Genomic DNA, 21,874 nt, shown 5'->3' with positions numbered 1-21,874 from the left:
GGGGTGTCTCCTGTTCTTGTCCCATGCGGGATGGTTGCGGGTTCGTCCAGATTGGTTACCGAGGCTTACCGTCGATGCTTCGCCGCCGCGCCCCTCGGAAGCATCACGCCACGCCGAAGCCGCCCGCCGCCGCAAGCGGCGGCAGCGTCGACTCACCGCGTATCCAGGCGTACTGCGCAAGCTCCGCCATTTCGCGGTCGCCACGGCTGTCGCCATACGCGTAGAGCGTGGCGGGCGCGTTCTCCCCCCACCACGCGCGCAGCCGCGCGACTTTCTCCGGGCCCCAGCAATTGCGGCCCGCGAGATGGCCGGTATAAACGCCGTCGCGCCATTCGAGCTCGCTGGCCAGCACGGTGCCGATGCCGATGGTCTGCGCCCACTTGCGCAGATAAATGGACGGCGACGCGCTCACGAGCACGACTTCGTGGCCGAGCGCCTGATGCTCGGCCACGCGCGCGAGCATCTCGGGGCGCAGCAACGCGGGCAAGCGGCGCTCGACGAAGCGCTGCGCGGCACCTTCGAGCGCCTCGCGCCGCACGGGGCCGAGCGCGGCATAGAGGAAGCGCGCCTTGGTCGGCCCGCGCTGCGACCAGCCCGGCGCGATGCCGATGAGCCAGGGCAGGCAGCGCAGCGCAGCGGCGACGAAACGCGCGGGGCCGGCGGCGTCGAGCATGAAGGCGCGAAAGCTGTCGGACGTGGTGATGGTGCCATCAAAGTCGAATGCGGCGACGACGCGGTCGTTCATGAAGCGGTATGGGCAAACGTGGAAAGGGAAAGCGACGCGGCTTGGCGCGACGGACCGGCGTCATTGTCCGCGCAAACGGGAAGCGGCTGCAACGCGGCGGGACTCGGCTTCTATGTTGATGCAATTGATCAATATGGATCGTTGCGAATGCACATTCATGCTGAATGAGTCGTCTCACTGTGCCTGTGCCGCCAGCCGCATGGCATCGACAATCTCGATCTCGCCATAGCGCAGCGCCAGCAACCCCTCGCGCTCGAACTGGCGCAGGATCTGGTTCACAGTCTGCCGCGAGAGCGCCAGCATCAGCGCGAGATCCTCCTGCGGCACGCTGATCACGCGGCGCGAGCACGGCGAGCCTTGCGCGGGCGTCGCTCCACCGTATTCGTGCGAAAGCAGCAGCAGGCGCCGCGCCACGCGTGCGGCGGCGGGCAGGAGCGCGGTTTCCTCGATGGCATCGAACGCAAGACGCAGCTTTTGCGCCAGCAGCAGCCCGAACGCGTGCCAGTAGGCGGGCGTCGCGTCGAGCAGCGCCACGAGCGCCGCGCGCGGCACGTGAAAGAGCGTGGAATCGCGCTCGGCGTAGGCGTCGTGTGTGCGCACGCCGCCGTCGAAAAGCGCGATCTCGCCGAACCACTGCGCGGGCCCGACCACGGCCAGAAGCGCCTCGCGCCCGCCCACGCTCGCGGCCCCAATGCGCACCGCGCCTTCGAGCACGCAGTAGAGGCCGTCGTTGGCATCGCCGCGCATGAAGAGGCGTTCGCCGGCCCCGAGCGTGCGCTCGCGCCCCGCCGCGCGCAGGGCCTCGCGCAACGGCTCGGGCGCGCTGCGAAACCATGCGCTGCGATCGAGCGCGGCAGCGGCGGACGGTCGAGAAACAGCGGCGAGCGGCAAGGCGGAGCGTGCAGTCATGGGCGCTTGGGTGCCGGGCGGCCCGGCGGCGAGGCGGCCCGCGCGGGACACGCGCGGGCAGGAAGCGGCGCAATTGTCGGCTAGCCGATGGTTTGCGCTCAGGTGCCCGACGATCATAATCATTTTGAAGACAGAGGGGCACCCATGAGAAACCTGACCGAGCAACTCACCCAGTACGCGGCCTATCACCGCGACACGCGCAACATCGGCACGCATTTCATCGGCATTCCGCTCATCGTGGTGGCGCTCGCCGTGCTGCTCTCGCGTCCGTCCTTCGTGCCCGCAGCGCTGGCGCTGCCGGTTCCCCTCTCGCCCGCGTGGCTGCTGTTCGGCGCCGCAACGCTCTACTACCTCGTGCTCGACGTGCCGCTCGGCCTGATGATGGCAATCGTGTCCGCCGCGTGCGTGGCGTTCGGCGCATGGCTCGCGCAACTCAACACCGCCGCGTGGCTGGGCGGCGGCGTGGCGCTGTTCGTGATCGGCTGGATCTTCCAGTTCGTCGGGCACATTGCGTGGGAGCATCGCAAGCCGGCTTTCGTCGACGATCTCATCGGTCTCGTGATCGGCCCGCTCTTCGTGCTGGCCGAGGCGCTGTTCAGCGTGGGCTGGCGCCCCGAACTGCGCGCGGCGATCGAAGACAAGGTCGGCCCCACACGCATCAATCCGCCGCATCGGCAGGAAGCGAGGCACTCGGCGCGGTAAGTGCGGTTGGTGCGGTTGGTGCGATGGCTGCGGCGGGTTCAGTGAATGCGGTTAGTGCCGTTGGTGCCGCAAGTGCCGTTGGTGCCGCAGGTTTTGCAAGGGCCGTAAATGCGGTGAGTACAGCAAGCGCGGCGCGAGCAGCGTTCAGCGTCCGAGCCGCACGAGCCGCGCGCTGTGCACCGCCGTGAGCGCGACGGCAATCCAGATCGGCACGTAAGTCGCGAGCTGGCGCATGCCGAGATGCTCGCCGAGCAGCGTCACCGAAACGATCACGAGCAGCACCGGCTCGACATAGCCGAGGATGCCGAAGAGCGCCATCGGCAGCAGCCGGCTCGCCTTCAGGTACGACGCGAGCGCCACCGTGCTGAGCACGCCGAGGCCGGGCAGCAGCACGAAGGCGAGGAGCCGGTGTGCGTCGAGCAGCGCGAGCGAGCCGCCGGCGCGCACCTCGATGGCCGCCACCGGCACGAGCAGTAGCATCTCCACGGCGAAGATGACGAGCGAATCCGCGTGGATCTTGCGGCGCAGCACGAAATACGGCGGGTAACCGAACGCGACGAGCAGCGTCGGCCACGAGAACGCGTGCGTGGCCCACAGCTCATGCGCGACGCCCACAGCCGCGCAAGCCACGGCGAGCCATTGCAGCGGCTCGAGGCGCTCGTGATAGTAGAAGCGCCCAACCAGCACCATGATGAGCGGCAGCAGGAAGTAGCCGAGCGAAACCTCCAGCATGCGCCCATGCAGCGGCGCCCACAGGAACACCCACAGCTGCGAGCCGAGCAGCGCGGCGCTCGCCACCAGCGCGAGCGCAGTGCGGGGCTCGCTCAGCATGCGCGCGAAGAGCACGCGCAACTGCGGCGCGCGCTTGCGCAGCACCAGCAATGCCAGCGCGCCGGGGGCGGTCCAGATCACGCGCCACGCGAAAATGTCGAGGCCATCGAGCGGTGCGAGCAGCAGCGTGTATGCCGACATCAGCGCGAACAGCGCCGAAGCGCCCACGGAAAGCGCGATGCCGCGCCCGGGTTCGTACTGATTCATCGCGATGCGCGCAATTGGAATGAGGAAACGGAGGAGCGGCGCGAGGCGCGGCGCGTAAATTTCGCGCACACGGGTAATGGCATTGTCATTTGAATTGGCTATTGAATAAGACTCGAGCCGGCGAAAGCGGCGGCGAGACCGCATTCTAGTCGCGTTTGTGCGCCCTGAGGCGCCGCAAACCCGCGCCGGGCAAGGCGGGCACGCGCCGTGCTACCTCCTTGGCTCGCGGCGGGCAGCGCAATTTAGTCCGTGCAGATCGCGCAACGATGGACTAGAACGGAAGTCTCGCTGCGCCAGCCGGCTATCGCTTCAACCGGCTGGAATCCGCCGCAAGCGGTTGGATTCCAGCGGAGCCGCCGGCCGCGCCTTGCGTTTCCCGGCGCGCGCCGCACCATTGCCGGCAGCCGCGACCACAACGCCGTCCCCAACGTCCAACGCATCCTGGAGCCCGCATGACACTTCCTGCGCCCCGCCCCGCCGTTGCCGACCCAGCCCGCTCATCCGCCCTTTCTCCCGCCGCCGTCGAATTCGCCGCCGATGTGCGCGCGGGCCTCACGCGCGCGCCTCAGAAGGAACTGCCGTCGAAGTATCTGTATGACGAAGTCGGTTCGGCCCTGTTCGAAGTGATCACCGTGCTCCCCGAATACGGCGTCACGCGCGCCGAGGAGCGTCTGCTCACGCGCTACGCGGCCGAAATCGTCGAGGCGCTGCCCTCCGACGTCAAGGTCGCCGAACTCGGCAGCGGCAGTGGCCGCAAGACGCGTCGCATTCTCGAGGCGCTGTGCCGCAAGCGTCCCACCTCGTACTATCCGATCGAGATTTCGCGCACCGCGCTGCAGTTGTGCCGGCGCGAACTCGGCGATATCGAGCGCATTTCGATCGTCGGCTACGAGCGCGACTATCTTGCCGGACTCGCCGAAGTGAGCCGCCAGCGCAACGCCGGCGAGCAATTGCTCGTGCTCTTTCTCGGCAGCACGATCGGCAACTTCGCGCGCCTCGCGGCCACGCGCTTCTTGCGCGACATCCGCGCGATGCTGCGTCCCGGCGACACGCTCCTGCTCGGCACCGACCTCGTGAAGCCCGTGCCGACGCTGATCGCCGCCTACGACGACGCCATCGGCGCCACGGCCGCCTTCAACCTGAACCTGCTCTCGCGTGTGAATCGCGAGCTCGACGCCAACTTCGACCTGCGCGACTTCGAGCACGTCGCGCGCTTCAATCCCGACGTGCGCAGCATCGAGATGCATCTGCGCGCGAGGCGCGATGTACATGCCGAGGTGCGCGCGGCGCGTCTGGCCGTCGACATCGGCGCGGGCGAGACGATCTGGACCGAGAGCAGCCACAAGTACCACGCCGACGAAGTTCCCGCGATCGCCGCCGATGCGGGCTTCGAGTGCACGCACCAGTGGGTCGAGAAAGAATGGGGATTCGCTGAGAGCCTGCTTGCCGTGAAGTGAGCGGCATCGATCGAAGGAAAACCGAAACGGAAGCGGAAACGAAAAAGCGGTGCGCCTTTTGTATGGCGCACCGCTTTTTTTACATTGAGCGATCTGCTTTCAGTGTTGCTCGAAACGTTCGTAGCGCTTTTCCGTGAGACGCTCCTCGCTCTCCACCGAACTCACGCGCGCCGCGGGCGGCCCATGGCGCAGCCACGAAAGCATGCGGTCCACCTGGTTTGCCGTGCCCTGGATCACGGCTTCCACCGAACCGTCCTCCATGTTCGCGACGTAACCGCGAATGCGCAGCGCGTGCGCCTGACGCACCGTCGCATGACGAAAACCCACGCCCTGCACCGTCCCGCGCACGCGCACGTAGTACGTTTCGAAACGCGTATCCAGATCCGGTTCGCTCATTGTTCGATCTCCTCTTGCCTTGCGTCCTTCACGGTCGGCATTGTAGACGCCATCGCCGCCGCGCGGCGGGCACGTTGGCACGCGCGCATTTACAATTGCGCGCCGCGTACAATCCGTGCCACGCCGCGCACGCGGCGCCGACACCCGAACATGGAAGCGAACCCGCAATGACCGACACCTCCCGAGCCAACACGTCCCGAGCCAACCGGGATCTCGTGCTGATCACCGGCGCGTCTGGCTTCGTCGGCTCGGCCGTCGCCCGCATCGCGCAGGAAAAGGGCTATGCCGTGCGCGTGCTGGTGCGCGCTACCAGCCCGCGCAAGAACCTCGAAGCGCTCGACGCCGAGATCGTCACCGGCGACATGCGCGACGCCGCCTCGATGCGCCGCGCGCTCGACGGCGTGCGCTACCTGTTCCACGTGGCCGCCGACTACCGCCTGTGGGCGCCCGATCCGCACGAGATCGAACGCGCCAATCTCGAAGGCGCCGAGGCGACCATGCGCGCCGCGCTCGAAGCGGGCGTGGAGCGCGTCGTCTACACGAGCAGCGTGGCGACGCTCAAGGTCACGAGCTCGGGCGCGAGCGCCGACGAAACCTCGCCGCTCACGGCCGAACAGGCTATTGGCGTGTACAAGCGCAGCAAGGTGCTCTCCGAGCGCGCCGTCGAACGCATGATCGAGCACGAGGGCCTGCCCGCCGTGATCGTCAATCCGTCCACGCCGATCGGCCCGCGCGACGTGAAGCCCACGCCCACGGGTCGCATCATCGTCGAGGCCGCCACCGGCAAGATTCCCGCCTTCGTCGACACGGGCCTGAACCTCGTGCACGTGGACGACGTGGCCAACGGCCACTTCCTCGCGCTCGAGCGGGGGCGTATTGGCGAGCGCTATATCCTCGGCGGCGAGAACCTGTCGCTGCAGCAGATGCTCGCCGACATCGCCGGCATGGTGGGCCGCAAGCCTCCCACGATCGCGCTGCCGCGCTGGCCGCTGTATCCGCTCGCGATGGGCGCGGAGGCCGTGGCGCGCTTCACGAAACGCGAGCCGTTCGTGACCGTCGATGCGCTCAAAATGTCGAAGAACAAGATGTATTTCACGTCGGCGAAGGCGGAGCGCGAACTCGGCTATCGCGCGCGGCCGTATCGCGAGGGCTTGAAAGATGCGCTCGCGTGGTTCCGCGAGGCCGGCTATCTGAGTGCGAAATAGGGCGCAAGCCGAGCAAATTGTTACAACTTTTGTTGCAACATGCGTACAACGCCCGCGAGGCAGTGCAGGCGCGCTATGGGTAAAATCGCGGGTCTTACCTGAGAAGCCTCGCATGAATCTTCAAGACCAGATTGGCGTGCTCGAAGCTGGCGTCGATCAGCTCATCAAAGCTGCCGCCGCCGCGCAAGCCTTGCTCGCCGACGAACGCGCAGCCGCGGAACCCTGCCAGGTGTCACCCGTGGCAGCCGGCGAAGTGCAAACCGTCGAAGCTCAAACCATCGATGCCGACATCGCAGCAGTTGCACATGTCGCCGCGGCGCCGGTGGCCGCAGAGCAGCCGCAAGTCGAAGCCACTGAAGTGGTAGAAGCTGCTGAAACCATTGAAACCGCTGAATCTGTGAACGCCGTCGAGATCGCCGAACCGGCCGCCGTCGAGGCCGCCCGCCCTGAACAAGCGCAGCCCGAACTCCTCGTGGCGCGCCCGTCGCAGAACGAGATCACGCTGACGGTTGGCGGCCAGACGGTGACGCTCAACGCATTGCAGGTCGGCCAGATGATCGAGGAGCTTTCGAACGCGCGCGCCTCGATGCAGCCCGAGCCACCGCCCGGCATTCCGCCCGGCTGGCGTTTCGCGTCGACGAAAAACCCGATGATGGCCGTGCAGAAGCAGTCCAACGGCGACCGCCTGCTCGTGCTGCGTCACACGGGGCACGGCTGGGTGCCGTTTACGTTCTCGCCGGATATCGTCGTGCAGATGTATATGCTGCTGACGCAGCGGTAAGTGGCGGGTTGAGGTTTTCTCGGGGCGGGTTTTTTTGTCGCTGGGCGTGGCGCTTTGGGGTTTTCTTGTTGGCCTTTTCTTGTTTTCGCGTCGGTCTGCCTGGGTTGCCCCTGTGCGGGGCAACGCTTGCACACCGACGCGAATACAAGAAAATGCCAAAACCGCCAGCGGACACGCTCAGGCGCGCTCAGCGCCCCTGCACCGGCGCCTGCACACGCGCCTTCCACTGCCCGCCCTTGCCGCGCCAGAACCGCCACGCCGAGGCGAACGTCGCGCCCACATAGAACAGCGCAACGAGCGGCAGAAACGGCGCCCACAGCGGCGAGCGCCGATAGTAGGCGAGCATGGGCGAATAGGCGCAACACATCAGCGCCCAGGCGATCCACGCGGGCCAGCCCGCCGCGCCGAGCACGAGCGCGACCACGGGCGGCGCGAGATAGATGACCGTCATGCCGAGAATCGTGCCCGCGAGCTGCCAAGCCGAATAGTGCAGCTGCGTGAACGCCGTGCGCGCGATCATGTTCCAGATGTCCTTCCACGAGTCGTACGGGCGCAGCGATACGCTCTTCGCCGCGACGTCGAGCCGGATCGGATGATGCCCCTCGCCACGGTGCTTGATGCGCGCGGCAAGGCTGCAATCGTCGATCAGCTCGGCACGGATAGACTCGATGCCACCCGCTTCTTCGAGCGCCTGGCGGCGCACCAGCATGCAGCCGCCGGCCGCCGCCGCCGTGCGGTTCTTCGGGTTGTTGACCCACGAGAATGGGTACAGCTTCGCGAAGAAGAACACGAAAGCCGGGATCAGCGCCTTCTCCCAGAACGAGTCGCAACGCAGCCGCACCATCAGCGAGACGAGGTCGCGGCCTTCCGCCTGCGCGCGCACCACGAGTTGCGCCACGGCTTCGGGGGGATGGCCAATGTCGGCGTCGGTGAGCAGCAGGTAGTCGGCGGGCAGCTTGAGCGTGCGCACCGCCTCGATGCCCTGCGACTGCGCCCATACCTTGCCCGACCAGCCCGCGGGCAGCGGCTTCGCGGCAATCACGCTGAGCTTTTCCGGGCACTGCAGCGCGAGCGCCGCGGCGCGCGCGGCTTCGGCGGTGCCGTCGGTGCTGTGGTCGTCGATCACGATCACGTGAAAATCGCCGCCATAGTCCTGCTGGAGCAGCGAGCTTATAGCCTCGCCGATCGCATCCGCCTCGTTGCGCGCCGGCACCACGGCGCACACGGCCGGCCAGCCGGCCGCCGGCTCGACGAGCGGCAGCGCGCTCGCAGGCCGCGCGCGCCAGAAGCCGCCACGGCCGAACAGCAAGACGAGCCAGATCAGCAGCGAAAGGCAGGAGAGGGCAAACAGAATGGTCGTCGTCATGCGTTGTTACTCTCGATCGAAGGTGCGCTCACGCCCACGCGGCGCGACAGCCACATGGCCGCCGTGCGCCCGAGCACCACGGCCCAGTCGGGCGCGCGCAGCGCGGGGCGCGCACGGAAAACATCGTAGCCGCTGCGCTCGATGACCTCGAGCATGCGCAGCCCGCCATGCACCACGCTGCAAAGCTCAAGGCCGAAGCGCCCGGGCACGCGCAGCGCGAGCGGCGCACCGCTCACCATGAGCGCACGCGCGCGCGCCACTTCGTGCGCCATCAGCGCGCGCCAGGCGTCGTCCACCATGCCCGCGGCGATCTTCGGCTCGGTCACGCCGAAGCGCTCGCGGTCTGCGAGCGGCAGGTAGATGCGGCCGCGCCGCCAGTCGGCGCCCACGTCCTGCAAGAAGGTGATGAGCTGCAAGGCGGTACAGATCGCGTCGGAATCGGCGAGATTGCCAGGCGTCGCCTCGTCGATCAGATGCAGCATCAAGCGGCCAACCGGATTCGCCGAGCGCCGGCAGAAGTCCAGCAGCTCGAAGCGGTCGGCATAGCGCGTCGTGTCGATGTCCTGATCGAACGCCGCGACGAGATCGTAAAACGGCGCCAGCGGCAGCCGGCATTCGCGCACCACCTCCGCGAGCTTCGCGAACAGCATGGGGTGCACAGGCGCCGGGCGGCCTTCAGCCACGGCGTCGAGGCCGTCGCGGAAATCGGCGAGGCGCGTGTGGCGCTCCTCGGGGCTCCAGTCGCCTTCGTCCGCGATGTCGTCGAGCGTGCGCGCGACGTGGTAGATCACGCCGACAGGCGCGCGCAGCGCCTTCGGCAGCAACACGCGCGCTACCGGAAAATCGTCGTAGTGGTCGGGTTCCATCAAGGCGTCCAGAATGGGGTCGTATCCTCCGGCGCCAGCCCGGCGGCCGCAGAACGCGATATTTTAAGGGTTCCGGCGTTATGCTGCACCGCGCAACGTCAAGCACCCCGCCTCGAGCACGTTCGTTCTGGCCATGCCGCACGCGTTTCGCGCCTCGTGGCCCGGGCTCCGCCAGGCGCCATGCCGCGGGCTTTCTCGCGCCAACCGGCAGTCGCGCGGGCACGACCGTCGCGTGCGCGCCGCACCTTGGCGCGCGCCGCGCAGCAAACGACCGGCGAAGGGGTTAAAATGCGCGTCTGGTTTTTACTCCGTCATCTTCTGGCGGATTTTTTGCATCCTTAATAAATAGACAGCCGCGGCGATCAGGTCATTTTTACCGATTCGTTCGCATATGCGGTAGTTGGAGTTCGCCACCTTATGCGAGTGATCCTTGCCCAACCCCGCGGCTTTTGTGCGGGGGTTGTCCGCGCTATCGAAATCGTTGATCGCGCACTGCAGAAGCACGGCGCGCCGGTCTACGTGCGCCATGAAATCGTCCACAACCGTCATGTGGTCGAAAACCTGCGCAACAAGGGCGCGCGTTTCGTGGAAGAGCTTGACGAGGTGCCCGAAGGCGCCGTGGCGATCTTCAGCGCGCACGGCGTGGCGAAGACCGTAGAGCGCGCTGCCGAGGAACGCGAGCTCGACGTGCTCGACGCCACCTGCCCGCTCGTCACGAAGGTTCACGTGCAGGGCCGCCAATATGTCGCGGCGGGCCGCACGCTGATCCTGATCGGCCATGCCGGTCACCCTGAAGTGGAAGGCACGATTGGCCAGATTCCCGGCACCGTGCTGCTCGTGCAGAGCGAGGCCGATGTTGCGAAGCTCGACCTGCCGCTCGACAAGCCGCTCGCGTACGTGACGCAAACCACGCTTTCGGTGGACGACACGCGCGGCATCATCGACGCGCTGCTCGCGCGGTTCACCGACATCGTCGGCCCGGACACGCGCGACATCTGCTACGCGACGCAGAACCGCCAGGCGGCGGTACGCGAGCTGTCGGAGCTGGTGGAAGTGCTGCTCGTGGTGGGCGCGACGAACAGCTCGAACTCGAATCGCCTGCGCGAGATCGGCAGCGAAACGGGCGTGCAGAGCTACCTCGTCGCGGACGGCTCGGAAGTGAAGGCCGAATGGTTCGCCAATGCGCAAACGGTTGGCATCACGGCCGGCGCATCGGCGCCCGAAGAGATGGTTGAGAACGTGATTGACGCGCTGCGCGCGTTAGGGCCTGTCGAGGTGTCGACGATGGCGGGCCGTGAAGAAAAAGTCGAATTCAAGCTGCCGTCGAAGCTGTTGCAACCGCTCGTCGCGCGCGAAGTTTAAGGAGGACACGCTTTGTCTATTCCGCTGCTACAAAAAGTCCGCGTTGGGGCGTACATCTTCCGCCAGCATTTCAGCGGCAACAAACGCTACCCGCTCGCGCTCATGCTCGAGCCGCTGTTCCGCTGCAACCTTGCCTGCAATGGCTGCGGCAAGATCGACTATCCGGATCCCATCCTGAACCAGCGCCTGTCGCTCGCGGAATGCCTCGAAGCCGTGGACGAGTGCGGCGCGCCGGTCGTTTCCATCGCGGGCGGCGAGCCGCTGCTGCACAAGGAAATGCCGGAGATCGTGAAGGGCATCATGGCGCGCAAGAAGTTCGTGTATCTATGCACGAACGCGCTGCTCATGGAAAAGAAGATGGACGACTACGAGCCGAACCCGTACTTCGTCTGGTCGGTGCACCTCGACGGCGACCGCGAAGCGCACGACCACTCGGTCTCGCAGGAAGGCGTCTACGACAAGGCCGTCGCGGCCATCAAGGAAGCGAAGCGCCGCGGATTCCGCGTGAACATCAATTGCACGCTGTTCAACGACGCCGTGCCCGAGCGCGTGGCGAAGTTCTTCGACACGGTCGGCGAGATCGGCGTCGACGGCATTACGGTTTCGCCGGGCTATGCCTATGAGCGCGCACCGGACCAGCAGCACTTCCTGAACCGCGAAAAGACGAAGAACCTGTTCCGCGAGATCTTCAAGCGCGGCAACAATGGCAAGAAGTGGTCGTTCAGCCAGTCGAGCCTGTTCCTCGACTTCCTGGCGGGCAACCAGACGTACCAGTGCACGCCGTGGGGCAACCCGGCGCGCACGGTGTTCGGCTGGCAAAAGCCGTGCTATCTGGTCGGCGAAGGTTATGTGAAGACCTTCAAGGAACTAATGGAAACCACCGACTGGGACAAGTACGGCACGGGCAAGTACGAGAAGTGCGCGGACTGCATGGTCCACTGCGGCTTCGAGGCGACCGCCGTGATGGACACGGTCGCGCACCCGCTCAAGGCGGCGCGCGTCGCCCTTTCGGGTCCGCGCACGCAAGGCGCGTTCGCGAAGGATATTTCGCTGGATGGCCAGCGTCCGGCTGAGTACGTGTTCTCGCGTCACGTCGAGATCAAGCTCGAAGAGATCAAGAACGCAGCCAAGACGAAGAAGCCGGCAACGGTCGCGGCGGGCTGAGGCAGTTCCGCTTCAAGCGGTTGGTCAGAAAGGGCGCAACGGTGATGGCCGTTGCGCCCTTTGTGTTTTCTGTCGACGAGAACGGCGAAAGCGCAAGCGCGGCCGCAACGAAAAAGAGCGCAACGGCTATCGAACCGTTGCGCTCCTTGCGTGGACACTCACGCGCGTGCGTCCTGCCGAAACGGCCGGGGAAAAAGCCTCAGCAGCACTTCCCCGCGCCCGCCCCATATCGCGCGTTTTGCCGCTCGCGGAAAAACGCTTCGTAGGTCATCACCGGCTGGTCGGGATGCGTCGCGCGCATGTGCGCGACGTAGCCCTCGTAATCCGGCAGACCGACCATCAAACGCATGGCCTGGCCCAGATAGCGCCCGGCCGTCTGCACGTTGTCGCGAAGTCCCGAGAACATGATGCGCTCCGTTCAGTTGTTGAGGCCGGTTCAATGCACGCGTTGCGCCGCGACGGCCGCGCCGCCGGCCGGCATCGCCTCGTAAGGCGTTTCCTGCGCGGTCGGGCGGTCGATGCGGCGTGCGCGCGCAATCGCGATCAGCCCGTACACGACGATGCTCACCACCACGAAGATAAAGAGGCCCGAGAGCGCGGCATCCACGTAGTCGTTGAACACCATGCGCTGCATCTGCTCGATTGACTTCGCAGGCGCGACGATCTTGCCTTCCGCAATCGCGGCCGAAAGCTTCTGCGCATGCGCGACGAAGCTCACCTTCGGGTTGCTGTCGAAGATCTTCTGCCAGCCCGCGGTGAGCGTGCAAATGAGCAGCCACAGCGTAGGCAGGGCAGTGACCCATGCGAACTTCTCACGCTTCATCTTGAACAGCACGACGGTGGCGAGCATCAGCGCGATGCCGGCAAGCATCTGGTTCGAGATGCCGAAGAGCGGCCACAGCGTGTTGATGCCGCCGAGCGGATCGACCACGCCTTGATAGAGGAAGTAGCCCCAGGCCGCCACGCACAGTGCCGTGGCGATCAGGTTGGCCGGCAGCGATTCCGTGCGCTTGAGCGAAGGATGGAACGTGCCGAGCAGGTCCTGCAGCATGAAGCGACCCGCACGCGTGCCCGCGTCGACGGCGGTCAGGATGAACAGCGCTTCGAACAGGATTGCGAAGTGATACCAGAACGCCATCATCCCTTCGCCGCCCACCACCTGGTGCAGGATGTGCGCCATGCCCACGGCCAGCGTCGGTGCGCCGCCCGCGCGCGCGACGATGGTCGTCTCGCCCACGGCCTGCGCGGTTTGCGTCAGCATCTCGGGCGTGAGCACGAAACCCCACTGGCCGACGGTGTGCGCAACGGCGTCCGGCGTCGTGCCGAGCACGGCAAGCGGCGCGTTCATCGCGAAGTACACGCCCGGCTCGATCACCGAGGCGGCCACGAGCGCCATGATGGCGACGAACGACTCCATCAGCATTGCGCCGTACCCGATGAAGCGCACGTTGGTTTCGTTATCGAGCAGCTTCGGCGTCGTGCCCGAAGAGATCAACGCGTGGAAGCCCGAGACCGCTCCACAAGCGATCGTGATGAAGAGGAACGGGAAGAGGTTGCCCGACCACACCGGACCCGTGCCGTCGATGAACCTCGTGAACGCCGGCATCTTGAGTTCCGGCGCGACGATCAGGATGCCGATCGCGAGCGCGAGGATCGTGCCGATTTTCAGGAACGTCGAGAGGTAATCGCGCGGCGCGAGCAGCAGCCACACCGGCAGCACCGAAGCGACGAAGCCATAGCCGATCAGGATCCACGTGAGCTGCGTGCCCGTGAACGTGAACCAAGCGGCGAGCATGGGCGAATCGTGCACGTGCTGGCCGAACGCGATCGACGCCATCAGCAGGATGAAGCCAATGATCGAGATCTCGCCGATCTTGCCCGGGCGAATGTAACGCACGTAAATGCCCATGAAGAGCGCGATGGGAATCGTCGCGGCCACGGTGAACGTACCCCACGGCGAGTTCGTGAGCGCCTTCACCACGATCAGCGCGAGCACTGCGAGAATGATGACCATGATGAGGAAGGTGCCGAAGAGGGCGATCACGCCCGGCACCGGTCCGAGCTCCATCTTCACGAGGTCGCCCAGCGAGCGGCCGTCGCGGCGCGTGGAGAGGAACAGCACCACGCAATCCTGCACCGCACCCGCGAACACCACGCCCGCGAGAATCCAGAGCATGCCGGGCATGTAGCCCATCTGCGCGGCAAGCACGGGGCCGACGAGCGGACCCGCGCCCGCGATCGCCGCGAAGTGATGGCCGAACAGCACGTACTTGTTGGTGGGCACGAAGTCGAGCCCGTCGTTGTGGCGCACGGCCGGCGTCATGCGCAAGCCGTCCAGCTGCAGGACGGCGCTCGCGATGAAGCGGCTATAGAAGCGATACGCGATCAGATAGACGCACACGGCGCAGATCACGATCCACAATGCGCTGATTCGCTCGCCGTGCGCGAGCGCAATGGTGCCGAACGCGAACGCGCCAAGCAGCGCGACGATCGTCCAGACGACAAAACTGGATGCCCGACTCATGGCGTCTCCCGTTTATGGTTTTGGCTGTGCACCCGGCATCGGGACCGGGCCCTGGCGCGCCGTCCGCTGGCATGGATGCCGATCGGGGCGCTTGGCATGACGCATTGCGCCATGCTGTGGCCGGTAGTATTCGCTTTCAATCCGCAAGGCACAACCGGATAACTACGTAAGCAATCTACGTACAACTACGTAGGTGGCCGTGCGTTCAAGGGTTGTATTGGAATGGCGGCCAGCGCATCAGCAAACGTAGGAATGCGAACTGGTGAGCGGCGCTGTCGATAGTCTTCTCGGCCGATCGCCGCACTGCGATGCGAACCGGCCGCCCGTGCCAATATGCGTCGAATACGTCTGCGGTATTCGTTGCGATCGCACCGTTTTGTGCCTGCGAGCGCCACAGGATCGACAGGATCGGCATCGGCTGGATCATGGACGGCCCCAGGGAACCAGCTGGAGAGCCGATATCATCGTGGCTTCACAAGCTTGATACTCCGAATCCGCATGCGGCCGGTCATCGAGTGCGATGTGGATTGCCGGCCCGCCGCCCGCGCCCGGTTATGCTTGCAGACTCAGCACCCGAACACCGCCATGCCCGCCCCATTTTTCCCAACCGACCGGCGCCTGAAGACGAAAATCTTCCTGCTCGCGGTCGTGCCTTTCCTCGCCGCCATTGCTGGCATCGGGATTGGCGTGCTTCATCAGGCCACGCTGCTCGCGCGAACGCAGCATACGACGATGCAAAGCGCCTACCTGTCGAGCAAGGAAATCGAGCTGCGTCATTACGTGGATCTGGCCACGAGCGCCATCGCGCCGCTCTACGCGCCGCAGGCGAACGCGAGCGAGGGGCTGCCGGTGCCCGCCGACGAAGCAGCGCGTCAGCGCGCCGCGCTCGCCGTGCTGCAGAAGATGGACTTCGGGCGCGACGGCTATTTCTTCGTCTATGACCTGCACGGCCGCTCGCTCATGCATCCGCGCGAGCCGGGGCTCGTTGGCCAGGACCTGTGGAATCTGCGCGACCCGCAAGGTTCGCTCACGATCCAGCAACTGATCTCCGCGGCCCAGCAAGGCGGCGGCTTCGTGCGCTACATGTGGACGCGGCCGTCCACGGGCAAGCTCGCGCCCAAGCTCGGCTATGTCGTGCCGCTGCCGCGCTGGGGCTGGATGGTCGGCACCGGCATCTATCTCGACGATGTCGATTCGACGCTCGCGCGCATCGACGAACGCGCGTCCGCGAATATCGAGCGCACCATGCAATGGCTCAGCGTGATCGCGCTCGCGGGCGTGCTCGTGATCGCGATCGGCGCGCTCGTGCTCAACGTGAGCGAGCACCGCAGCGCCGACGCCAAGCTCAAGCGCCTCGCGCAGCAAGTGGTCGAATCGCAGGAGCAGGAGCGCGCACGGCTCTCGCGCGAACTGCACGACGGCATCAGCCAGATGCTCGTGTCGGTGAAGCTGTTGCTCGAATCGGCGCTCGCGCGCTTCGAGCGCGGCGAGACACGCGTGAGCGCCGCCGAGGCCTCGCTCGCCACCGGGCTGTCGCGTCTCTCCGACACGCTGCGCGAAGTGCGCCGCATCTCGCACGCGCTGCGCCCCTCGATGCTCGACGATCTCGGCCTTGCCGCCGCGCTCGACCAGCTCGCACGCGAACTCGCCGATCAGTCGGGCATCGAGATCGCCTTCACGCAAACGGCGCCGAAGCCGCGCACGAAAGCGCACGCGGCAGCGTTGCCCGACGCCGTCAACACCGTGCTGTTTCGCATCGCCCAGGAAGCGCTGACCAATATCGTGCGCCATGCACATGCGGCGCGCGCCGCGCTCACGCTCGAGGTCGCGGCCAACGGCGTCACGCTCAGCATCACCGACAATGGCCGTGGCTTCGACGTCGCGCACGCCCTCGCCGACCCGCGCGCAGGCATCGGCCTGCGCAACATGCGCGAGCGGCTGGAGTCACTCGGCGGACGCCTCGACGTCGCCTCGCAGCCCGGCCACACGCTCGTCACGGCCTGGGTGCCGATCGGCGCGGCCCCGATCGCCGCCGTCCCCGGAATACCGACATCATGAATGTGAACGAACCCGTCAAACCCGCGCGCCTCGTGCTCGTCGACGACCACCCGCTCGTGCGCGACGGCCTGCGCGCGCGGCTCGAAGCCGTGCCGTGTTTCGAAGTCGCGGGCGAAGCCGGCAATGCCGACGAGGCCATTGCGCTTGCGGCTTCGCTCGAACCGGATCTCGTGCTGATGGACGTGGGCATGGCCGGCGTCAACGGCATCGCGCTCGCGGGCATCTTCCACGAGCGCTTTCCCGGCATCCGCGTGCTGATGCTCTCCATGCACGACAACGTCGAATACGTGACCGAGGCCGTGCGCGCGGGCGCGAGCGGCTACGTGCTCAAGGACTCGCCGGCCACCGAGATCATCCGCGCGATCGAGGCGGTGCTGGCCGGGAAAACGTACTTTAGCGCCGGCCTCGGGGCGCGCATGATCGAGGCGTCCGCGCGCGGCATGCCTGTCGAGCGACTCACGCCGCGCGAGCGTGACATACTCGATGCGCTGGCCGAGGGGCTATCGAGCAAGCAGATCGCGCAGCGCGAGGGGCTTTCCGTGCGCACGGTGGAAACGCACCGGCTCAATCTCAAGCGCAAGCTCGAGATCGAAGGCCAGGCGGAATTGATCAAGTTCGCGGTAGAACACCGCAGGAAGTGAGGCGGTCACGCGGCGTGCCGCGAACCATGGCGTGCGCTCTGGCGTTCTGCCCGAGCGCACGGGGCGGCACGAAGTGGCAGGATGCGTGTGCAACCAGCGATTGAAGACCCGTTGCGGATCAGCTGCGCGCGTTGTGCTCGGTAAGGAACTTGATGAGCCCGTCGATGCCGCCCTTGGCGATCTGTTCGGCGAACTGCGTCTGGTAGACCTGGATCAGCCACGCGCCCATCATGTTGATGTCGTAGATCTTCCAGCCAGTGGGCGTCTGCGTGAGACGGTAGTCGATCGCGTCGTCGCCGCCGTTGCTGAGGACATGCGACTGCACCACGGTGTCCTTCGCGCCCGCGGACGTGCTCGAGGGCAGGAACTTGAAGCTCACCTGGGTATCGCGCAGTTGCGAGAGCGACGATGCGTAGGTCTTCACGAGCAGGAGTTGGAATTGCTCATACAGTTTCTGCTGCTGCTCGGGCGTGGCCGTCGCCCACGGCTTGCCGACGGCGATGCGCGTGGTGCGCTGAAAGTCGGTGGCGGGGACGAAATGGGTCTGGACCACCTGCGTGATCTTGCTCATGTCGCCGCCACGGGCCTGCGGGTCGGCCTGCATCGCCTTCACGGTGCCTTCCACGGCGGCCCTGACGGTAGCGTCCGGCGAGGACTGCGCGAACGCGGCGCTCGAAACGCCCGTGAAACAGGCGGCGGCGAGAAATGCGGTCAAGTAACGTTTCATACGCTCTTCTGGAACAGTGAAATTCAGGCACGGGTACAGTGCGGTCTATCCACGCCCACACTCCCGGCTGGGCCAGTATAACGGCTTTAGCGCATACGTTGCCCTGGCGGCGCCTCGTGCAGATATGCGCAAGAGCCGCGCCGGGATGGGCGGGGCCGGTATACTTGAGCGCTTCGCATCAAAAAACCTGATTGACAAGGCCCCCTCGCCTTTATGCTGAAGCCATTCATCATCCAACTCGTCGCCTGGTCGGTACGCCGCGCGGCTTGGGTTATCGCAATTGCGATCGTGCTCGCCGTGCTGAGCGGCGTGTACGTCGCGAAGCATTTCAAGATCAATACCGACGTCAGCGGTCTCGTCGAGAACAAGGCAGAATGGGCCGCGCTCCTCGAAGCCAAGGACAAGGCGTTCCCGCAGCGCGCGAGTACGCTGCTCGTGGTCGTCGAAGCCGACGCTCCCGAGCTCGCCGACGCCGCCGCCAGCAAGCTCACCCATGCGCTCCAGGCCGATTCGCGCGAGTTCAGCGCGGTCTCGCAGCCCGCGGGCGGTCCGTTCTTCGAGCACAACGGCCTGCTCTTTCCGCCCACGGCCACCGTGCTCTCGACCACGGGGCAGCTCGTCCAGGCGCGCCCGCTCATCAACCAGCTCGCCCGCGACCCGAGCCTCGCGGGCCTCGCCGGCACGCTCACGACCACGTTGCAGCTGCCGCTCACGATCGGCCAGGTGAAGCTGTCGCAAATGGCGCCTCTGCTCGGCAGCGCCGCCGACGTCGTCGACCAGGTGCTGGCGGGCAAGCGCGCCGCGTTCTCGTGGCGCGCGCTCGTCGACAAGGACTCGGCTGCCAAGCCCGCGTTCGCGTTCATCACCGTGCAGCCGGTGCTCAACTTCGCCGCGCTGCGGGCGGGCGCAAGCGCCTCGGAGGCGGTTCGCGCGACCGCCGCCTCGCTCCATCTCGACACCGAATTCGGCGCGCGCGTGCGCCTGACCGGCGAACAGCCGCTCGCCGACGAGGAATTCGCCTCGGTCCAGGACGGCGCGGCGCTCAACGGCGCGATCACGTTCATCGTCGTGCTCGTGATCCTCTGGCTCGCGCTGCGCTCGGGCAAGCTGATCGGCGCGGTGCTCGTCACGCTCGTGATCGGCCTCGTCATTACAGCCGCGCTCGGCCTCTGGATGATCGGCTCGTTCAACATGCTGTCGGTCGCGTTCATGGTCTTGTTCGTGGGGCTAGGCGTGGATTTCGGCGTGCAGTTCGGCGTGAAGTATCGCGAGGAGCGCTATCAGGACGAACGGCTCGACGCCGCGCTCCTCAAGACCGCGCGCACGATCGGCGTGCCGCTCACGCTCGCGGCGATCGCCGTGGCGGAAAGTTTCTTTTCCTTTCTGCCGACCGCCTACCGCGGTCTCTCGGAACTCGGCCAGATCGCGGGTGTGGGCATGTTCGTGGCGTACATCACCAACATGACCGTGCTGCCCGCGCTCATCAGGGTATTCAAGCCGAGGGGTGAGCGCGCCTCACCCGGCTTCGCGTTCCTCGCGCCCGTCGACAAATGGCTCGCGGAGCATCGCAACCCCGTGCTGATCGGCACGCTCATCGTCGTGGTCGGCGCGACGCCCTTGCTGCTGCACCTGCGCTTCGACTTCAATCCGCTGCACTTGAAGGATCCGCATACCGAGTCGATGGCGACGCTGCTCGCGCTCAAGAACTCGCCCGTCATCTCGATCAACGACGTGAGCGTGCTCGCGCCCTCGCTCGAAGAGGCCGACAAGATTGCCGCGAAGCTCTCGAAGCTGCCGGAGGTGGCGCGCGCGACCACGCTCAGCTCGCTGATCCCCGACGACCAGCAGCAAAAGCTCATGCTGATCTCGAGCGCCGCGCAGCAGCTCCTGCCCGCGCTCACGCAGCAGCCGGCCACGCCCGTCACCGACGAGGTGCGCGTCCAGACGCTCAAGCGCGCGGCCAACCAGCTCGAGCTCGCCGCCAGCGACCATCCGGGGCCGGGCGCGGCCGAGGCGAAGCACTTGTCTGACTCGCTCGCGAAGCTCGCCAACTCGAGCCCGGCCACGCGCGATCGCGCGGAAGCCGCCTTCAGCCAGCCGCTCACGCTCGCTTTCGCGCAGCTCGCGCGCCTCCTGCAGCCAACCAGGATCACGCGCGAGAACCTGCCGCCCGAGATGGTGCGCGACTGGGTGGCGCCGACCGGCCAGGCGATCGTGGACATCGCGCCGCTCGTGCCGCCGGGCGTCGACCCTAACGACGACGTGATGCTCGCGCGCTTCGCGCACGCCGTGAAGGCGGCGGAGCCGAGGGCGATCGGCGGTCCGATCTCGATCCTGCACTCGGCCAACGTGATCATCCTCGCGTTCCTGGAGGCCGCCGCGTGGTCGGTGCTGCTCATTACCATGCTACTGTGGATCACGCTGCGCAATTTCGGCGACGTGCTGCGCACGCTGATTCCTCTGCTGGTATCGGCGCTCGTGACGCTGGAGCTGTGCGTCGTGTTCGGCATTCAGCTCAATTTCGCGAACATCATCGCGCTTCCCCTGATGCTCGGCGTCGGCGTCGCGTTCAAAATCTATTTTGTGATGGCCTGGCGCGCGGGGCAGACCGGCCTCTTGCATTCGAGCCTCACACACGCGGTGCTTTTTTCGGCCGCGACCACCGGCACGGCGTTCGGCAGCCTGTGGCTTTCGCATCATCCGGGCACGTCGAGCATGGGCAAGCTGCTCGCACTGTCTCTCGTTTGTACGCTGATTGGCGCCGTGGTGTTCCAGCCGGTGCTGATGGGCAAGCCGCGCGCGAAGCGCGCCAGAAAGCAAATTCAGGGGATCGATCAATGAAGAAGAATCAAGTCGCGCTCACCCTGACGGCGGCGAGCCTGGCGCTCCTCGTGACTTCGGGTTGCGCCACGGGCCCCGACCGCCACCCGGGCGACCCGTTCGAGCCTGCGAATCGTGCGATCTTCACGTTCAACGACAAACTCGATACCTACTTCGCGCAGCCAATCGCGAAGGGGTACCAGAAGGTGACGCCGCAGCCGCTGCGCCAGGCGATCACGAACTTCTTCTCGAACATCGGCGATGTCGGCAATCTCGCCAACAACCTGCTGCAGCTGAAGATCACCGACGCCACCGAAGACCTCATGCGCATCGCCATGAATACGGTCTTCGGCCTGGGCGGCCTGATCGACTTTGCGACCCCGGCGGGGCTACCCAAGCATCACCAGGATTTCGGCCTCACGATGGGCCATTACGGCGTGCCGGCCGGCCCGTATCTCGTGCTGCCGCTGTTCGGGCCGAGCTCGGTGCGCGACGGCATCGGCATGGGCGCGGACGTGTATTTGGGCGTCATCCACTACATGGAGCCGGCCGTACGCAATCCGATGTATATCGCGCAGTTCATCAGCGCGCGTTCGGACCTGCTTGGCGCGACCGACCTGTTGAAGCAGGCGGCGCTCGACCCGTATTCGTTCGTGCGCGACGCATACCGCCAGCAGCGCGAAGCGCTGATTCGCGGCTCGCAGGGCAACACTGCGCCGCTGCCCAACTATGACGAACCAGGCGGGGCGGACGGCGCCGGCAAACCGAACGACGGCGCACCGAATTACGAGGATCCGGGTGAATCGGGTGGCGCGGGGGCGAAGGGCGGCGCTGGCGGTTCGGGCGCTTCGAACAACGGCCTGCCGAACTATGAGGACCCGGGCGATTCCAGCGCAGCAGCAGCAGCGAGCGGCGCGGCGACGACGGGTGCAGCCGCTGCCGGCACGGGTGCCGCTGCGGCGGCCGCCGTGGGCATCGCAGGCGTGGCGGCCGCAGCTTCCGCGCCTGCTACGGCTTCGGCGCCCGTTGCGGCGTCGGCTGCGGGCGCCATGGCCGTGCCGGCAAAGCCGGCCTCGGCGCCCTGACCGGCTGCTCGGCTCGCTTTCGTCGCAC

21 protein-coding genes are annotated in these 21,874 nt (G+C 66.3%); 10 read left to right on the top strand and 11 right to left on the bottom strand.

Features of this window, described 5'->3' with window-relative positions; genetic code table 11:
• Positions 1–103: 103 nt before the first annotated feature.
• Together VMJ11_RS24130 and VMJ11_RS24125 are read right to left on the bottom strand one after the other, a co-directional pair.
• Positions 104–745 carry an HAD family hydrolase gene (locus VMJ11_RS24130; RefSeq protein WP_325622486.1) on the bottom strand — a complete coding sequence of 214 codons (642 nt, stop codon included), beginning with the start codon at positions 743–745 and terminating at the stop codon, positions 104–106.
• Between the two features lie 174 nt (positions 746–919).
• Complete coding sequence (locus VMJ11_RS24125) at positions 920–1,654, bottom strand: Crp/Fnr family transcriptional regulator (RefSeq protein WP_325622484.1); 735 nt, start codon at positions 1,652–1,654, stop codon at positions 920–922.
• 144 nt (positions 1,655–1,798) lie between these two features.
• Between VMJ11_RS24125 and VMJ11_RS24120 the strand changes: the two genes are divergently transcribed.
• Positions 1,799–2,356 (top strand): DUF962 domain-containing protein, encoded by a 558-nt coding sequence (locus tag VMJ11_RS24120; RefSeq protein WP_325622482.1) that lies wholly within the window; start codon positions 1,799–1,801, stop codon positions 2,354–2,356.
• A 144-nt stretch (positions 2,357–2,500) separates the two neighbouring features.
• Here the strand turns inward: VMJ11_RS24120 and rarD are convergent, their stop codons facing one another.
• Positions 2,501–3,394: an EamA family transporter RarD gene (rarD, locus tag VMJ11_RS24115; protein WP_325622480.1), complete on the bottom strand. Its 894-nt coding sequence runs from the start codon at positions 3,392–3,394 to the stop codon at positions 2,501–2,503.
• A gap of 452 nt (positions 3,395–3,846) precedes the next feature.
• Here rarD and egtD point away from each other — a divergent pair, with 452 nt between their 5' ends.
• On the top strand, positions 3,847–4,851 hold the full coding sequence (egtD, locus tag VMJ11_RS24110) for an L-histidine N(alpha)-methyltransferase (RefSeq protein ID WP_325622478.1): 1,005 nt from the start codon (positions 3,847–3,849) through the stop codon (positions 4,849–4,851).
• Between the two features lie 99 nt (positions 4,852–4,950).
• On the opposite strand, the gene VMJ11_RS24105 is transcribed toward egtD, so the two are convergent.
• Positions 4,951–5,247 (bottom strand): acylphosphatase, encoded by a 297-nt coding sequence (locus VMJ11_RS24105; RefSeq protein WP_325622476.1) that lies wholly within the window; start codon positions 5,245–5,247, stop codon positions 4,951–4,953.
• Positions 5,248–5,414: 167 nt separating this feature from the next.
• Between VMJ11_RS24105 and hpnA the strand changes: the two genes are divergently transcribed.
• Both hpnA and VMJ11_RS24095 read left to right on the top strand, forming a co-directional pair.
• Positions 5,415–6,452, top strand: a complete 1,038-nt coding sequence (hpnA, locus tag VMJ11_RS24100) for a hopanoid-associated sugar epimerase (protein ID WP_325622474.1) — start codon at positions 5,415–5,417, stop codon at positions 6,450–6,452.
• A gap of 112 nt (positions 6,453–6,564) precedes the next feature.
• Positions 6,565–7,233, top strand: coding sequence for a hypothetical protein (locus VMJ11_RS24095; protein WP_325622472.1), 669 nt, complete (start codon positions 6,565–6,567; stop codon positions 7,231–7,233).
• Between the two features lie 187 nt (positions 7,234–7,420).
• Here VMJ11_RS24095 and VMJ11_RS24090 read toward each other — a convergent pair whose 3' ends face one another.
• The 3 genes from VMJ11_RS24090 to VMJ11_RS24080 form a co-directional block, all read right to left on the bottom strand.
• The gene (locus tag VMJ11_RS24090) at positions 7,421–8,599 is read right to left on the bottom strand and encodes a glycosyltransferase (RefSeq protein WP_325622470.1); all 1,179 of its coding nucleotides are present in this window, start codon (positions 8,597–8,599) and stop codon (positions 7,421–7,423) included.
• Entirely contained in the window at positions 8,596–9,465 is an 870-nt protein-coding gene (gene hpnC, locus VMJ11_RS24085; RefSeq protein WP_325622468.1) for a squalene synthase HpnC, read from the bottom strand. Before hpnC ends, VMJ11_RS24090 begins: the two co-directional genes overlap by 4 nt.
• Positions 9,466–9,768: 303 nt before the next feature.
• Positions 9,769–9,993, bottom strand: coding sequence for a hypothetical protein (locus tag VMJ11_RS24080; protein ID WP_325622550.1), 225 nt, complete (start codon positions 9,991–9,993; stop codon positions 9,769–9,771).
• Between VMJ11_RS24080 and ispH the strand changes: the two genes are divergently transcribed.
• Both ispH and hpnH read left to right on the top strand, forming a co-directional pair.
• Positions 9,889–10,827 carry a 4-hydroxy-3-methylbut-2-enyl diphosphate reductase gene (gene ispH, locus VMJ11_RS24075; RefSeq protein ID WP_325622544.1) on the top strand — a complete coding sequence of 313 codons (939 nt, stop codon included), beginning with the start codon at positions 9,889–9,891 and terminating at the stop codon, positions 10,825–10,827. The genes VMJ11_RS24080 and ispH overlap by 105 nt on opposite strands.
• Positions 10,828–10,839: 12 nt before the next feature.
• Positions 10,840–11,991, top strand: a complete 1,152-nt coding sequence (hpnH, locus tag VMJ11_RS24070) for an adenosyl-hopene transferase HpnH (RefSeq protein WP_325622466.1) — start codon at positions 10,840–10,842, stop codon at positions 11,989–11,991.
• A 199-nt stretch (positions 11,992–12,190) separates the two neighbouring features.
• Here the strand turns inward: hpnH and VMJ11_RS24065 are convergent, their stop codons facing one another.
• The 3 genes from VMJ11_RS24065 to VMJ11_RS24055 form a co-directional block, all read right to left on the bottom strand.
• Positions 12,191–12,397 carry a YbdD/YjiX family protein gene (locus VMJ11_RS24065; protein WP_325622464.1) on the bottom strand — a complete coding sequence of 69 codons (207 nt, stop codon included), beginning with the start codon at positions 12,395–12,397 and terminating at the stop codon, positions 12,191–12,193.
• Between the two features lie 30 nt (positions 12,398–12,427).
• Positions 12,428–14,515 (bottom strand): carbon starvation CstA family protein, encoded by a 2,088-nt coding sequence (locus VMJ11_RS24060; RefSeq protein ID WP_325622462.1) that lies wholly within the window; start codon positions 14,513–14,515, stop codon positions 12,428–12,430.
• A 205-nt stretch (positions 14,516–14,720) separates the two neighbouring features.
• Complete coding sequence (locus VMJ11_RS24055) at positions 14,721–14,942, bottom strand: hypothetical protein (protein WP_325622460.1); 222 nt, start codon at positions 14,940–14,942, stop codon at positions 14,721–14,723.
• Positions 14,943–15,100: 158 nt separating this feature from the next.
• On the opposite strand from VMJ11_RS24055, the gene VMJ11_RS24050 reads away from it, so the two are divergent.
• Together VMJ11_RS24050 and VMJ11_RS24045 are read left to right on the top strand one after the other, a co-directional pair.
• Positions 15,101–16,573 (top strand): cache domain-containing protein, encoded by a 1,473-nt coding sequence (locus VMJ11_RS24050; protein ID WP_325622458.1) that lies wholly within the window; start codon positions 15,101–15,103, stop codon positions 16,571–16,573.
• On the top strand, positions 16,570–17,214 hold the full coding sequence (locus VMJ11_RS24045) for a response regulator transcription factor (RefSeq protein WP_325622456.1): 645 nt from the start codon (positions 16,570–16,572) through the stop codon (positions 17,212–17,214). Before VMJ11_RS24050 ends, VMJ11_RS24045 begins: the two co-directional genes overlap by 4 nt.
• A gap of 118 nt (positions 17,215–17,332) precedes the next feature.
• Here VMJ11_RS24045 and VMJ11_RS24040 read toward each other — a convergent pair whose 3' ends face one another.
• Positions 17,333–17,941, bottom strand: coding sequence for an ABC transporter substrate-binding protein (locus VMJ11_RS24040; protein WP_325622454.1), 609 nt, complete (start codon positions 17,939–17,941; stop codon positions 17,333–17,335).
• A 213-nt stretch (positions 17,942–18,154) separates the two neighbouring features.
• Here VMJ11_RS24040 and VMJ11_RS24035 point away from each other — a divergent pair, with 213 nt between their 5' ends.
• Both VMJ11_RS24035 and VMJ11_RS24030 read left to right on the top strand, forming a co-directional pair.
• Positions 18,155–20,782, top strand: coding sequence for an MMPL family transporter (locus VMJ11_RS24035; RefSeq protein ID WP_325622452.1), 2,628 nt, complete (start codon positions 18,155–18,157; stop codon positions 20,780–20,782).
• Complete coding sequence (locus tag VMJ11_RS24030; RefSeq protein WP_325622450.1) at positions 20,779–21,846, top strand: VacJ family lipoprotein; 1,068 nt, start codon at positions 20,779–20,781, stop codon at positions 21,844–21,846. Before VMJ11_RS24035 ends, VMJ11_RS24030 begins: the two co-directional genes overlap by 4 nt.
• Positions 21,847–21,874 lie beyond the last annotated feature (28 nt).

This window comes from Paraburkholderia sp. (assembly GCF_035501035.1).
Classification (GTDB): Bacteria; Pseudomonadota; Gammaproteobacteria; order Burkholderiales; family Burkholderiaceae; genus Paraburkholderia.
This window is presented reverse-complemented; position numbering and strand designations above follow the sequence as displayed.